The following is a 14,229-nucleotide window of genomic DNA, read 5'->3' on the forward strand; positions in this document are numbered from 1 at the left end:
ACATTGCTATGATATTAGTAGCAACTTTTCCCGAATTTGCGCGTTTAATAGTATGTGCGAATGATGAGAGAATTTATAAAATGGGAGTAGAGAAGGAGTCTAGCATGAATTTCAAACGATTGGTTATCGCAACATTTTTAGCGGCTTCGCAAGTAGCGATGGTCCTTCCCGCCAGTGCGGAAGAGGCTGTCCCGAATACCCCCCCGAGCGAGGCGAACGTATCCGGACAGACGGTGAATAATCCGGCTAACGGAAACCAGGATCCAAACGCTGTAACGGGTGAAACGGTGAATCCGGATCAAGGCCAGGTTGAAGGCCAAACCGAAGGACAGGTTGAAGGTCAAGTAACCGAGGAAAACGGTGGAACCACTGTTCCCGGGAACGAGCAGGAAGGTACAGGGACAGACAGCACTGTTACCGGAGGAAGTACCACGACAACCACGCCTTCGACTAATAGTTTGTCGAACGGCACCGGTGCCGGACAGCTCATTTTGATGATGGACAGCAAAAAGATGTATCAAAACGGTAAGGAATATCTCGCCGGTTATCCGATGGAAGTTAAAAAGGGAGTATCCTACGTCTCGATCCGCGCTATCGTTGAACGCGCCGGACTTCAAATTTCTTACGATAACAAAACGAAAGAAACGATTATTCAACGGGGAGCCGATGAGCTTCGTTTTAAAGTGAATGCTTCCAATTACAAAGTGAACGGCGTTACGACGAAAATGAGCGGTACTTCTTATTCCGCCAAAAATAATTTCATGGTTCCGCTGACGGCCATTACAAAAGCATTGAACATGCCTTATGAATGGGATCAAAAAGGAAAACGGGTTATTGTGAGCGTCTCGACGAAACCGATCGCTTCGTTCTCGATCGGGAACAAAGAGGTCATTTCCGGAGAAACTCAAGTTCAGTATTTAACGAACGCCTACTCTCCTTCTGGATTGCAAATCGTTAATGAAGAGTGGATCGGCCGCGAAGAAATGTATATGACTCCTGGGGCCTATACCGTAACTTACCGGGTTCAAGACTCCAGCGGCCAGTGGAGCGATCCGTTCTCGCTGACAGTGAACGTTAGGAAGCCGCATACGCCTCCAGTAGCTAACTTCACTACAGATAAAGATACTTACAAAATGGGCGAACTTATTACTTATAACGATCTCAGTACGGATGAAGTAGGTATCAAGGACCGGGATTGGGAGAACAAGCAACTGGCTTTCTTTTCACCGGGTCCCGTATCTATCAAATTAACCGTAACCAACGAATTCGGATTGACTTCTTCGATTGAGAAGACGATTACGATCACGAATGAAACGCTGTACACTCGAGATGATTTTAACAAAATATTCACGCCGGTCGGCGATAAATATGCTTTTGACGGTACTCAGGTTCCTACCTGGGAGAAAGTAAACTATACGTTTACTTCAGATTCTACGACGCTGATCCGTAGTAACAGCCCGGAAACAGTATTCTCCGAAGGGGTTGTGTACAGAGAATCGGCGATCGGGGATACCCGCTTTATGATCCATCACGCAAATGCTACAGGCAAGAACGTTAAGATGTATGTGATCGCAACGAACAAAAATACGACCGAAACCGCCCGTTTAACGCAGACCAATTTCGGATTCGCAGGACCTAACCAGTATGCGACTGGGGTGGGTAAGGCGTCGGTAGAGCGTTATTATCAGTCGATGCAGACAGGCAGCAAATACAAGGATATGTGGATTGCACCGGGCGAGAGCAAAATCATTCTTAACGACCTGAGTGCAACGGCCATGAAGCAGGGAGAAGTAATTTCCCTGTTTGCGGATCTGTACAGTGACCATACGCTTCAATATGACGTGATCATGATTGACTCAAGCAAGGATCCGTTTGTGTACCTTCCATATCTGAGCGTGCTTCCTTCGGATATCCACAACCGCGGGACGTACAGCGATGCAACGCGCCATATCGAATATGGCGATCTGATCGGTACTAAACCGGTTCGACTCCTGATTGGGGACAATTCAAGCGATCCGTTCCTGGTTGGAGAAGATGGACCGACCGGAGAATACAAACTTAATGCCGGTAACTTCGGCGTTGTATACACCATCAAGCTGTATCGTGTAGCTCCAAATACTTTGATTACCTTTAATCCGCGCGGCGGATTCTATACCGGTAATATCATGGTCAACGGAAACATCGTTCCGGTTGCCCTGAGCAGCGGTTTGAGTGCGCCGAATGAGAACAGCGTGCTGTTCCGGTCCGGAGACCGGGAACAGACCGTAGAATTCCTGTTTACAGCGGCACCGGGCAGCAATCTGTCCGTCAATCTGCTCTTCCAGCCATTGCCGGAAGTAAAACAGCCTTAAGACCAGCGCCTTAGCGCGCTAGGATAGAGTCCGGGACCTTGTCCCGGACTTTTTTTACTGGGAAACTCAAACACGAACTGGGTTTGTTTACTTATCGGGGCCGCTTTCCGGCTCGCTCTCCGGTTCATTGACGGAGAGATCATTTTGGTTCATTATTAAAGATGTGTTCATCTTGAATTGATGACTTTTTGAACTACCTTTAGAAGAGATTCATGGAAGGCTTATGACGGGAGGAATGTCGCATGCTGTCGACAGAGGAAATCATAGCCGTGATGTCCGCCCAGGGCTTGCGGATTACCGATCAGCGCAGAAGTCTGGCTAAACTGTTTGCCGAGCGGGACGGTTATTTGACGCCGAAGGACGTATATGAATATATGTGCAAGCAGTACAGCGGGCTCAGTTTTGATACAGTGTACCGTAATCTGAGAGTGATGGAGGAGCTTGGAGCTATTGAACAGATCGTTTTTGAAGACGGTCTTAAGTTCCGGGCAAGCTGCAGCAGCGAAGGACATCATCATCATCATTTAATATGTTTGCAGTGTCAAAAAACATACCCGATCCACTTTTGCCCGATGCCGCTCACGGATGCGCCGGACGAGTTCCAAGTGGTGAAGCATAAATTTGAAGTTTTCGGCTATTGTAAGGATTGCAGAAAGGACGGGGCCGGGGAGCAAGAGAAGGTCGTCCAGCAAAGCGGAGGGAAGTAAGATGGGCCTTGCACGCAAGACATTTCAGGGGCCGATTCGCTTCTACCGTAAATTCATTTCTCCACTGAAGCCGCCGACCTGCCGATTTTATCCGACTTGTTCCGCTTATGCTCTAGAGGCGATCGAGGTTCATGGACCGCTGAAGGGTTCCTGGCTGGCTGCGGTCAGAATCTCGAAATGCCATCCCTTTCATCCGGGAGGGCTTGATCCGGTACCGCCGAAGCGACAAAAAGGGGAACCGGTTCCGGACCTCGATGATCGACAATAATCATGACCTGGTTCTTTTCAGGAGCCGGTCACGAGATAGATTCGGGATGGAGAAATAAGCCGGTGATAGCAGTGCTGTATATGGCGGCTTGACAGAGATATTGTCTTTTCTTAATATTAGATCATAACATTCAATTCGATGAACGGATAAGTACAGGGCATCAGATCCAGCAACAGAGAGCCGGGGTAGCTGCAAACCGGTCTGGAACGGTCTTGGAAGATGGTCCGGGAGAATCTGCCTTCGAGCCGTCTTGTTCTATTGGAACAAGGTCGATAAGGGGGCGGCGCGGCATCCGGCGTTAAAGGAGGGTCAGTAACTGACCGGCTGAGCCCGTTCGCTGCAAAGCGGCGGGGAATTTGGGTGGTAACACGTGAGAACTCTCTCGTCCCATGAATGGGACGGGAGTTTTTTGTTTTAAAAAATGTGTGTTCAAAAAGGAGATGAAGATGATGTCAGACAAAAAGACATTTTACATCACAACCCCGATTTATTATCCCAGTGACAAGCTGCATATCGGGCACGCCTATACTACGGTTGCCGGGGATGCCATCGCTCGTTACAAACGGCTTCGGGGATATGATGTCCGCTACCTGACAGGTACAGATGAGCACGGCCAAAAGATTGAACGGAAAGCTGAAGAAGCCGGAAAAACGCCGCAGAAGTTTGTCGATGATATCGTGGCGGGTATTAAGGATCTTTGGAAAAAACTCGATATTTCCAACGACGATTTCATTCGTACTACCGAACCGCGCCACAAGGTAGTGGTTGAGGAGATTTTTGACCGGCTGCTTAAAAAGGGTGACATCTACAAGGGGGAATACGAAGGCTGGTATTGTACGCCTTGTGAGTCCTTTTTTACGGAGCGTCAACTGATTGACGGTAACTGTCCCGATTGCGGACGTCCGGTTGAGTTGGTGAAGGAAGAGAGCTACTTCTTCCGGATGAGCAACTATGTGGATCGATTGTTGAAGTATTACGAAGAGAATCCGGGCTTTATCCAGCCGGAATCCCGTAAAAATGAAATGATCAACAATTTCATCAAGCCGGGTCTTGAGGATTTGGCCGTTTCGCGGACTACGTTCGACTGGGGCGTGAAGGTCAAGGGCGATCCGAAGCATGTGGTGTACGTGTGGATCGATGCATTATCCAATTACATTACAGCCCTGGGTTACGGAACGGATCATGATGAATTGTTCAACCGCTATTGGCCGGCGGACGTGCATTTGGTGGGCAAAGAAATCGTACGTTTCCACACGATTTACTGGCCGATCATGCTGATGGCGCTGGATCTGCCATTGCCGAAAAAGGTGTTCGGCCATGGCTGGCTTCTGATGAAGGGCGGCAAAATGTCCAAATCCAAAGGCAATGTTATGGATCCGTCCGTGCTGATCGACCGCTACGGACTGGACTCGACGCGGTATTATCTGCTACGCGAAGTGCCGTTCGGTTCGGACGGTTCGTTTACGCCGGAGAGCTTCGTTCAACGGGTGAATTCCGATCTTGCCAACGATCTGGGCAACCTGCTCAATCGTACGGTCGCTATGGTCGGCAAGTATTTTGACGGTGAGGTTCCGGCTTATCGGCCTAACGTGACGCCGTTCGATGCCGATCTTTCGAAGCTTGCGCAAGAGACGGTAGCCAAGGTGGAGGAAGTGATGGAGAATCTGGAGTTCTCCGTAGCGCTTTCCGCCATTGGCGCGTTTATCGGACGGACCAATAAATATATCGACGAAACGCAGCCTTGGGCTTTGGCGAAGGATGAGGCGAAAAAAGATGAGTTGGCCTCCGTTATGGCCCATCTCGTGGAATCGCTGCGAATTGCCTCTATTCTGCTGCAGCCGTTCTTGACCCAGGCGCCGGCCAAAATCTGGGCGCAACTGGGTCTCGCGCCCGGCGAGTTGACGAGCTGGGAGAGCGCCAAGACGTTTGGCCTCGTTCCGGCCGGAACGAAGGTTGGCAAGGGCGAGCCGATCTTCCCGCGGCTCGATGCGGAAGTTGAAATCGAGTTCATCGCGAACTCGATGTCCGGCGGAGCCGCAGCTTCGGCCGCGGCGGAAGCTCAGCCGACGTCTGAGCCTGCCGCGGCAGGCGGGGCTGCGGAGGCAGAAGCTGCCGCCAAGCCGGAGCTGAAGGCCGAAATCGGGATCGACGATTTCGCTAAGGTTGAGTTGCGCGTGGCCGAGGTGCTGGCTTGCGAGCCGGTACCGAAAGCCGATAAGCTGCTCAAGCTTCAGCTGGATCTCGGTTTTGAGCAGCGGCAAGTGGTCTCCGGTATCGCGAAGTTCTATAAACCGGAGGAATTGGTCGGCCGCAAAGTGATTTGCGTGACCAACCTCAAACCGGTGAAGCTGCGCGGAGAACTGTCCCAAGGCATGATTCTCGCAGCATCGCAGGGAGATCAATTGACGTTGGCCACCGTACCGGCCACGATGCCGAACGGTGCGATTGTTAAATAAAGAAGATTTACCGCCAAGGGCTTACCCTTGGCGGTTTTTTATTGTGCACGGTGGCAAGATAAGTCTATGGAAAAGAAAAGAGGGTTGACACCTGATTTAATATGCCCCTATAATCATATTTGTAATTATTACGATTAAGAGGAGTGAGAGAGATGGCTTTATACATAAAGAGAGGCTTGAAACTTATTTTTCCACTGGCGGCAGTGCTGGTGTTGATGGTGGGCTGCGGGAAAAGCGCGGGCGGCGAAATCGTGGAAGGCAAGGTGAACGTGGTAACCAGCTTCTACCCGATATATGAATTTGCTACGGCGATCGGCGGTGAAGACGCCAATGTTATTAACCTGCTGCCCGTGGGTGTAGAACCCCATGACTGGACGCCGCGCAGCCAGGATATTCTGAACACCTCTAAAGCGCAGCTATTCTTGTACAATGGTGCCGGATTGGAAGGGTGGGCGCCGAACTTCCTGAAAGGAATGGGCAAGGATGCCGCCGTTAAAACCGTGGAGGTCAGCCAGGGTATCGATCTGATTTATGCCGAAGGGGATGACGGGCATGATCACGGGCATGGGGATGAAGGTACTGAGACTGAGGCGACACATGAGGAACATGGTGCAGACGAAGAACATCACGACGAAGAAGTAGGCGGAGACGGTGCCGATTCTTCTCAAGCAGGTGATGTGCCGGCTCATCACATCGATCCGCATACCTGGGTCAGTCCGAAATCCGCCAAAATTATCGCTGAGAATATCAAAAACAGCTATATTGAAGTAGATCCGGCTCACAAGGAAAACTATGAAGCACGCTATACGGAGCTAAGTCAAAAGCTTGACGCTCTGGATGCCAAATTCACCGAAGAACTGTCAAAGACGGCTAAGAAGGAAATCGTAGTATCCCACCAAGCGTTCGGTTATTTATGCCGGGATTACGGGCTTACGCAGCACGCTATTATGGGATTGTCGCCTGAAGCCGAGCCAAGAGCGCAGGATCTGGTGGCCCTGTCCAAGATGGTGAAGGAAGAAGATATCAAATATATCTTTTTTGAAGAGCTGGTCTCCGATAAACTTGCGAAAACTTTGGCGGGTGAAGCCGGAGTCGAGACTCTGGTACTGAATCCGGTGGAAGGCTTGACCAAGGAACAGCAGAAGGCGGGAGACAATTATTTCACGCTGATGGAGAACAATTTGCAAAATCTGATTCTCGCTCTACAATAAAGAGAGGAATTTTAAGAACCGGAAGGACGAGGACTAATGAAATCAGAGACTGCCGCTCCGGCGGCATACTGCCATGATAACATCATCGAGCTGGACGGGGTTTCGTTCGCCTACAAGGATCAGCAGGTCATTACCGATCTCAATCTGGTCATCAAGGAACGCGACTTTATGGGGGTTATCGGCTCCAATGGAGCCGGCAAAACAACATTGCTGAAGATGATGGTTGGCCTGCTCCGCCCCACTCAGGGGGAAATCCGGTTGTTCGGGGAACCGATCCGGAAATTCCGGGACTGGGATCGAATCGGTTATGTACCTCAGAAGAATGCATTTAATCCACTATTCCCGGCTACCGTCCGGGAAGTGGTCATGTCTGGCCTGTACAGCAACAAGAAGCTGTTTAGACGGGTCGGCAAAGCAGACCAGCAGAAATGCGAAGAAGCGATGGAGGTCATGCGCATTGTCGATATCGCCGGCAAACGGATCGGCCAGTTGTCAGGAGGTCAGCAGCAGCGGGTATTCTTGGCCCGGGCGCTGATCAACCAGCCGGATTTGCTGATCCTCGACGAACCGACAGTAGGCATCGATGCTCAAACCCAGGCCGATTTTTTTGAACTCATATTCCATATGCATGCCCATCACCAAATGACCTTCTTGATGGTGTCCCATGATATTGAAATGATTGAAGGTTATCTCGGAAAAGAACCCCGCGACCGCTGCGGAGGCATCAAGTTTTATGTGCGCCACTCGCATGATCAGAGCTGTGAGATTCCGGGCTTGCAGCACTCCCTTTTGGAGGATGCGCAGGTCCCTCTGGCCAGTAAATGATGTTGATGTGCACTTTTTTTGAAGTGATAGGAGATGTGACACTTGGAAATTTTAACAGCTGATTTTTTTCAAAGAGCGCTGACAGGCGGGCTGCTCATCGGGCTTACGGCTCCCTTGATCGGCATTTTTCTCGTTTTGCGGCGTCTGTCCATGATTGGAGATACGCTGGCTCACGTGACGATCGCCGGGGTAGCGCTAGGATTTCTCATCGAGGTGTATCCCATTGGAGTAGGGCTCGTGTTTGCCGTCGTGGCATCATTTGCGATCGAAAAATTGAGGAAAGCTTATAAAGGTTACGCCGAGCTGTCCATCGCCGTCATTATGGCGGGAGGAGTAGCGCTGGCTTCGCTGTTCTTTACGCTGGGGATGGGTTACAATAACGATGTGGTCAGTTACCTGTTCGGCAGCATCTATACCTTGGATACGACAGATTTGTACGTGGTTGGAGCGGTTACTATCGTTGTCGTGGCAATCATTTCGGTCTTTTTCAAAGAAATGTTCCTGCTTACGTTCGAGGAGGATGCGGCATCGGTCAGCGGTTTGCCGGTGAAACTGCTTAATCTGTTGATCACCGTGATGACCGCGCTGGTTGTCAGTACGGCGATCAAGATAGTCGGGGCGCTGTTAGTTTCCGCACTGCTGACTATTCCGGCCGCCTGCAGCTTGCTGATCGCCAGGAGCTTCAAAACCTCGGTCATTTTTTCCGTTGTCATAGCGGAAATTGCCGTCGTTGCCGGCCTTATGACGGCGGGGATTTGGAATTTGGCCCCTGGAGCCACCATTGTGCTGCTGCTCATCGCGATGCTCATTTTGACGCTGATCGGGAAAAAGGGGTTTTCCGCCTGACACAATAATCACGAGAAGATTGCCAGGAGGTCGTTATGGCTGACATCAATATTTGGGTCGCTTTCGGCGCGGGGATTGCCTCCTTTATTTCGCCGTGCTGCCTGCCTTTATACCCATCCTATTTATCTTATATTACGGGCATGTCGGTACAAACGCTGAAGACCGAGCAAAACAAGCGTGAGGTCCGTTTTCGGACGATGACCCATACGTTGGCTTTTATTCTAGGGTTCTCGGCCGTTTTTTACACCCTCGGTTTCGGTGCAGGCCTGTTTGGCGAATTTTTCAACAATAACCGGGCATTGATTCGCCAGCTTTCCGCGATTCTGATTATCCTGATGGGATTGTTTTTGCTTGGGATTTTTCAGCCGCGTTTTTTGATGCGCGAACGGAAAATGAATTTGAAATTTAAGCCGACGGGATACATAGGCTCCTTTATTTTCGGGATCGGCTTTTCGGCCGGCTGGTCGCCGTGTGTCGGTCCGATCCTGGCCGCCATTATCGCGCTCGCTGTCAGTGAGCCGGGAACTTGGATTGGCCTCATTACGGCATATACAATCGGATTTGCTCTACCTTTCTTTGTATTGGCATTTTTTGTAGGCTCCACCAAATGGATTCTCCGATACTCCGGCTTGATGATGAAAATAGGAGGCGCTTTGATGCTCCTGATGGGCGTGCTCTTATTTACGAACCGGATGGCGAAGATTACAATCTGGCTTCAGCAGTTGACTCCGGACTGGTTGAAGTTTTAATTCTCCGGGCGGACTCCCGCTTGCAGGGGTTACGGACTTGCCAACAGACAAGCATAACATGTATCATTATACAAGTAGCGGGATTCCTATGTGGCAGGTCCGCGTGAACTCATGGAAAAGAGGTTATACCAGATGCCAACGCCCAGTATGGAGGATTATTTGGAGCGTATCTACAAATTGATCGACGAAAAGGGATATGCCCGGGTTTCCGACATTGCGGAAGGGTTGGAGGTTCATCCTTCATCCGTCACCAAGATGATTCAGAAACTGGATAAAGATGAATATTTGATTTATGAGAAATATCGGGGATTGGTTCTGACCAATAAAGGGAAGAAAGTCGGAAAACGGCTCGTTGACCGTCATGAATTGCTCGAAGAATTTTTGGAGATGATCGGCGTAGATCATGAGAACATATATAAGGACGTGGAAGGGATCGAGCACCATTTAAGCTGGGATTCCATCACATGCATCGCAGGCCTCGTCGAATATTTCAAGCGGGAAGATTCCCGGACCCAGGATTTGCGGAAAGTACAACAGGAGCTGCTGGGCGAATCTTGAAATAATCTTTTCTAGTAAAATACGTGAATCAGAGAAAGCATCTGTCGGCCAGAGACAGGTGTTTTTTTAATTGTTGTTGAAAAATACAAATTTTGCGCAACTCTTCCGGTACGGGGAGCGTTTACAGATAGTAGAGTCATTATGTCTATCACATCATTTGGAGGTTACTGATGAAATTTTTACGTACTTGGATGATTCCCCTGCTAATTCTGATGCTGATTTGGCCGGTCGCGGGAACCCGAAACAACGCCGCAGCTGCCACCGCCGGCGATATTCAAATCTATCTGGACGGCGTGCTGCTTCCGAGCGATTCCGCTCCTTACATCAAGGCGGCCGAGAACGTTACGATGGTCCCGCTTCGAGTAATCAGCGAAGGCCTGGGGGCCCAGGCGGAATGGTCTCCGGCTTCCAAATCGGCCACAATCCGCAAGGACGGGAATCTTCTGGTGCTCGGAATTGGCCAGAAGAAGGCACAGGTCAACGGGAACTCCGTTCCGCTTGAAGTGTCTGTGGAGAATAAAGCCGGCCGGACCATGGCACCCTTACGTTTCGTAAGCGAACAGCTCGGTCTGGTAGTCGATTGGAATCAAAAGACGAAGACGATTTCCCTAACATCCTCGGATGCGGTAATCGTTGAACCGCCGGTAACAGAACCGCCAACGGAATCTGCGAATCCAGTCGAACCGGTACCACCGACCACTAACGATGAACTACGGGGGGCTTGGATTTCGACCGTCTCCAATCTGGATTGGCCTAGCAAAGCCTCCTACGGAAAAGAGGAAACCCAAAAGGCCGAATATATTAAACTACTGGATGATTTACAGGGAATGGGGATGAATGCCGTATTCGTCCAGGTTCGTCCTTCCGGGGATGCCATCTACCCGTCCAAGCTGGTTCCATGGAGCACATTCCTGACCGGCACTGCGGGCAAGGATCCGGGTTACGATCCGCTGCAGTTCCTGATTGAGGAAACTCACCGGCGGGGCATGGAATTTCACGCCTGGTTCAATCCGTTCCGGGCCAGCACGGGCAGCGATGCCAGCAAATTGCCGGCAAACCATGTAGCGAAGCAGCATCCGGACTGGATCGTTAAATTCGGAGGCAAGCTGTACATCAATCCGGGAATTCCCGCTGCACGGGAGCATGTCATCGACGCTATCATGGAAGTGGTAAAAGGCTATGATATCGATGGGGTCCATTTGGACGATTATTTTTACCCGACCGGGGAGACGTCCTCCTCGAAGTTTAATGATGATACCACCTATAAGAGCTATAATGCCAACAAGATATCCAACAAGGGCGATTGGCGGCGCGACAATATCAATGAGTTTGTCCGGGATCTCGGGCATAGCGTGCGTCAGGCCGATCCGTCCATTTCCTACGGAATCAGTCCATTTGGCGTGTGGCGCAACAAAGCGAGCGATGTGACCGGCTCGGACACGAAGGCCAGCATATCGGCCTACGACAGCACCTATGCCGATGTCCGCACATGGATTCGGAACGGATGGATCGATTACGTAACTCCGCAACTCTACTGGAGTCTGACGCGTAAAGAAGTTCGCTATGACATTCTTGCCGACTGGTGGGCGGGCGAGGTAAGAGGTACGAGCGTCAAGCTCTATATCGGCCATGCTCCGTATAAGCTGGCCACTCCGGAAATCGGGTGGGGCAATGCACAAGAAATTATCAATCAGCTTGAATATAACCGCACTATCCCGGAAATTTCGGGCAGCATCTTCTTTAGCGCAAAAGACTTGAGAAGAAATCCGCTGGGACTTATTCCGCTGTTGCAATCCTACTACTCTGCAAATTGAGCTCATATCAACGATAATTAGCATACTGACAACCTCCGTCATCATACATAAGCATTAGACTTGTGTGTGGGATGGGGGTTTTTTTATGCTCATGAACGGAGTGTTCGAGGGCGGAGGAGTGAAAGGGATCTCACTGGCCGGAGCCGTGCGAGCTGCGGAATGCCATGGAGCTCGCTTTCATCAGGTAGCGGGAACGTCATCGGGCTCCATCGTGGCTTCTCTCATCGCTGCCGGATATAACGCTGAAGAGATGAAGACCATTATTATGGAAACTTCGTTTACCAGTTTTCTGAAGAGATCTCCTATATTTAATACCGCAATTATTGGCCCGGCATTTCGGGTATTGTTAAAAAAGGGGTTGTATTCCGGCGAGGCTTTGGAAGATTGGGTACGTCAAAATCTCCTTGCAAAAGGGATTCGAACGTTCGGTGATTTGGAGAGGGGCAAGCTAAAGATCATCGCTTCAGATATTACCGGAGGCAGAATTCTGGTGCTCCCGGATGATTTACCGAAGATCGGTCTGCGTCCCGAAACTTTTGAAGTGGCCAAAGCGGTTCGGATGAGCTGCAGTATTCCTTACTTTTTCGATCCCGTATTGCTGCGTTTGCCGGCGAAAATGGCTAAAGGAAAGAAGTTCAGCGACCAGTTCCTTCATATCGTTGACGGAGGTCTTCTCAGCAATTTCCCTTTATGGCTGTTTGACCGCAACCAGTCGCCTAACGAGGAGAAATTGATTCCGACCGTGGGTTTTCAAATGGTAGGCAAAAATACGAACCAGCCGCATGTCATTCGGGGCCCGTTCTCCATGCTTCAAGCGCTGGTTGAAACGATGCTGTCCGCCCACGATGAACGGTATATTGAGCAATCCAACCGATATCGGACCGTAAAAATACCGACGCTTGGCATTTCTACTACGCAATTCGATATCGGAAAAGAAGAAAGCCTGCTGCTTTATGAATCCGGACTGAGGTCCGGAAACCGGTTCTTCGGGGACTGGAATGCCCAGTATTACGAAGAACAGTTCATAAAGTATCAGCAGGCTAAATTGATTTAGTGGTATTTCGGAAGATCGTCGTCATTCTTTCCCTTCTGGCCTTCTATCACCTGGAAAGGATAGGTTTTGCGTTTACCTCCGGTTGCCGGACGGCGTTCGGCAGCGACCTTGGCCATCGTACGGGCTGACGGCTTGATCTTCGGAGCCGTCTTTTTGTATTTTCGCGGAGGATATTTATAGAGCAGGAAGACAATGGCCACAAGAACAAGCGGGACCAGCACACTCCCCAGATTCAAAGACCTTTTGCCAAACAGTCCATCTAAAATGTTGAATACGGCAAGTGCGATTACGATCCAGAATAGAATGGCCTGTTTTTTCATGCGTGCATCATCCTTTCACGGGATCCAAGGAAGAACGACCGACTGTTGTTTCCGTTGCCGAAGTCTGCTCCATACCGGCATCAATCTCACGCATCCGGTTGAAGGAAGCGATCGACACTTCGACCTGGTCATCGCTTGGTTCTTTGGTCGTCAGAAGCTGAAGCCATAGGCCGGGATATCCGAGGTAACGAAGTACAGGGATGTCGCGAACCGAATTCGTAAAGCGAAGCAGTTCAAAGGACACTCCGATGACTACGGGAAGAAGCAATACTCGAATGTACATCCGTTCCCATACATTGTCCCAACTGAAGATGGGCAAAGAGTAAATGATGACACCGACAATGACCGTCAAAATAATGAAGCTGCTGCCGCAGCGGTAATGCAGGCGGCTGTATTTCTGAACATTGGCCGGAGTCAGTTCCTCGCCGGCCTCATATGCGCTGATGACTTTATGCTCCGCGCCGTGATATTGAAACAACCGTTTAATCATCGGCGTTTGTGAAATAATCCAAAGGTAAGTCAGTAGAAGAATTATTTTGATAACTCCTTCAATCAGCGTATGCAGGGTCTGATTACTGAATGCATGCTGGAAGAGGAATTGCTCCAGAAGTGCCGGGACAAGCGTAAAGATCAGCTTTCCGACTACGAAGGATAAGACGCCTACGACCGCTACGCCTACAATCATGGAAAGAGAAAAGCCGGATTCCTCTTTTTCCTTCTGCTTAGCCCGTTCTTCCGGTTCGGTCTCATCATCCGCCAAGGCTTCGGCCGAATAGTTTAAATGCTTCGAGCCTTTGGCGCTGGAGTCTATAATGCTGACCAGACCTCGGACTAGCGGAATTTTGCGAAGCTTCTTCACCCAGTTCTTATCACTCTTGGGCACTTCCAAGAAGGTGATCTCTCCGTTTTTGCGGCGAACTGCAGTGACATTGACGTGTTTTCCGCCGAACATGACGCCTTCCATAACGGCTTGGCCGCCATAAATCGTTGGTGTGGATTGCTCAGGCAACTAATTCACCTTCCTAGAGTAGTAATAGAGGTAGTTCTGTATCCATTGTAACGAACTTTGG

13 protein-coding genes are annotated in these 14,229 nt (G+C 50.2%); 11 read left to right on the plus strand and 2 right to left on the minus strand.

Going from position 1 to position 14,229, the window contains the following annotated elements; translation table 11 throughout:
• The first annotated feature begins 104 nt into the window (after positions 1-104).
• The 11 genes from KJS57_RS04980 to KJS57_RS05030 all read left to right on the plus strand — a co-directional run bounded on the left by KJS57_RS04980 (position 105) and on the right by KJS57_RS05030 (position 12,839).
• Positions 105-2,351, plus strand: a complete 2,247-nt coding sequence (locus tag KJS57_RS04980; protein WP_213653976.1) for a copper amine oxidase N-terminal domain-containing protein — start codon at positions 105-107, stop codon at positions 2,349-2,351.
• Between the two features lie 242 nt (positions 2,352-2,593).
• Positions 2,594-3,058, plus strand: coding sequence for a Fur family transcriptional regulator (locus KJS57_RS04985; RefSeq protein ID WP_211019620.1), 465 nt, complete (start codon positions 2,594-2,596; stop codon positions 3,056-3,058).
• Position 3,059: 1 nt separating this feature from the next.
• A complete protein-coding gene (gene yidD / locus KJS57_RS04990; RefSeq protein WP_211019619.1) occupies positions 3,060-3,326 on the plus strand; it encodes a membrane protein insertion efficiency factor YidD in 267 nt (88 codons plus the stop codon).
• A 449-nt stretch (positions 3,327-3,775) separates the two neighbouring features.
• Positions 3,776-5,782 (plus strand): methionine--tRNA ligase, encoded by a 2,007-nt coding sequence (gene metG, locus KJS57_RS04995; protein ID WP_244861399.1) that lies wholly within the window; start codon positions 3,776-3,778, stop codon positions 5,780-5,782.
• A gap of 152 nt (positions 5,783-5,934) precedes the next feature.
• Positions 5,935-6,993, plus strand: coding sequence for a metal ABC transporter solute-binding protein, Zn/Mn family (locus KJS57_RS05000; RefSeq protein WP_213653978.1), 1,059 nt, complete (start codon positions 5,935-5,937; stop codon positions 6,991-6,993).
• Positions 6,994-7,029: 36 nt separating this feature from the next.
• The gene (locus tag KJS57_RS05005; protein WP_211019616.1) at positions 7,030-7,818 is read left to right on the plus strand and encodes a metal ABC transporter ATP-binding protein; all 789 of its coding nucleotides are present in this window, start codon (positions 7,030-7,032) and stop codon (positions 7,816-7,818) included.
• Between the two features lie 42 nt (positions 7,819-7,860).
• A complete protein-coding gene (locus KJS57_RS05010) occupies positions 7,861-8,664 on the plus strand; it encodes a metal ABC transporter permease (protein ID WP_211019615.1) in 804 nt (267 codons plus the stop codon).
• A gap of 35 nt (positions 8,665-8,699) precedes the next feature.
• On the plus strand, positions 8,700-9,413 hold the full coding sequence (locus tag KJS57_RS05015) for a cytochrome c biogenesis CcdA family protein (RefSeq protein WP_211019614.1): 714 nt from the start codon (positions 8,700-8,702) through the stop codon (positions 9,411-9,413).
• 132 nt (positions 9,414-9,545) lie between these two features.
• Positions 9,546-9,971, plus strand: coding sequence for a transcriptional regulator MntR (mntR, locus tag KJS57_RS05020; RefSeq protein ID WP_211019613.1), 426 nt, complete (start codon positions 9,546-9,548; stop codon positions 9,969-9,971).
• Between the two features lie 170 nt (positions 9,972-10,141).
• Positions 10,142-11,785 (plus strand): family 10 glycosylhydrolase, encoded by a 1,644-nt coding sequence (locus tag KJS57_RS05025; protein WP_213653979.1) that lies wholly within the window; start codon positions 10,142-10,144, stop codon positions 11,783-11,785.
• Between the two features lie 85 nt (positions 11,786-11,870).
• Positions 11,871-12,839 (plus strand): patatin-like phospholipase family protein, encoded by a 969-nt coding sequence (locus KJS57_RS05030; protein WP_211019611.1) that lies wholly within the window; start codon positions 11,871-11,873, stop codon positions 12,837-12,839.
• On the opposite strand, the gene KJS57_RS05035 is transcribed toward KJS57_RS05030, so the two are convergent.
• Together KJS57_RS05035 and KJS57_RS05040 are read right to left on the minus strand one after the other, a co-directional pair.
• Complete coding sequence (locus KJS57_RS05035; RefSeq protein WP_211019610.1) at positions 12,836-13,159, minus strand: hypothetical protein; 324 nt, start codon at positions 13,157-13,159, stop codon at positions 12,836-12,838. The genes KJS57_RS05030 and KJS57_RS05035 overlap by 4 nt on opposite strands.
• A gap of 7 nt (positions 13,160-13,166) precedes the next feature.
• Entirely contained in the window at positions 13,167-14,168 is a 1,002-nt protein-coding gene (locus KJS57_RS05040) for a DUF1385 domain-containing protein (protein ID WP_244861400.1), read from the minus strand.
• Between the last annotated feature and the right edge of the window lie 61 nt (positions 14,169-14,229).

Source organism: Paenibacillus vini, from assembly GCF_018403325.1.
Taxonomy (GTDB): Bacteria; Bacillota; Bacilli; order Paenibacillales; family Paenibacillaceae; genus Fontibacillus; species Fontibacillus vini.

Bases quoted from the DNA above. Each gene is read 5' to 3' on its own strand.
- yidD (WP_211019619.1), top strand. From the start codon at position 3,060: ATGGGCCTTGCACGCAAGACATTTCAGGGGCCGATTCGCTTCTACCGT.
- KJS57_RS05035 (WP_211019610.1), bottom strand. From the start codon at position 13,159: ATGAAAAAACAGGCCATTCTATTCTGGATCGTAATCGCACTTGCCGTA.
- metG (WP_244861399.1), top strand. From the start codon at position 3,776: ATGTCAGACAAAAAGACATTTTACATCACAACCCCGATTTATTATCCC.
- KJS57_RS04980 (WP_213653976.1), top strand. From the start codon at position 105: ATGAATTTCAAACGATTGGTTATCGCAACATTTTTAGCGGCTTCGCAA.
- mntR (WP_211019613.1), top strand. From the start codon at position 9,546: ATGCCAACGCCCAGTATGGAGGATTATTTGGAGCGTATCTACAAATTG.
- KJS57_RS05000 (WP_213653978.1), top strand. From the start codon at position 5,935: ATGGCTTTATACATAAAGAGAGGCTTGAAACTTATTTTTCCACTGGCG.
- KJS57_RS04985 (WP_211019620.1), top strand. From the start codon at position 2,594: ATGCTGTCGACAGAGGAAATCATAGCCGTGATGTCCGCCCAGGGCTTG.
- KJS57_RS05025 (WP_213653979.1), top strand. From the start codon at position 10,142: ATGAAATTTTTACGTACTTGGATGATTCCCCTGCTAATTCTGATGCTG.
- KJS57_RS05030 (WP_211019611.1), top strand. From the start codon at position 11,871: ATGCTCATGAACGGAGTGTTCGAGGGCGGAGGAGTGAAAGGGATCTCA.
- KJS57_RS05005 (WP_211019616.1), top strand. From the start codon at position 7,030: ATGAAATCAGAGACTGCCGCTCCGGCGGCATACTGCCATGATAACATC.
- KJS57_RS05015 (WP_211019614.1), top strand. From the start codon at position 8,700: ATGGCTGACATCAATATTTGGGTCGCTTTCGGCGCGGGGATTGCCTCC.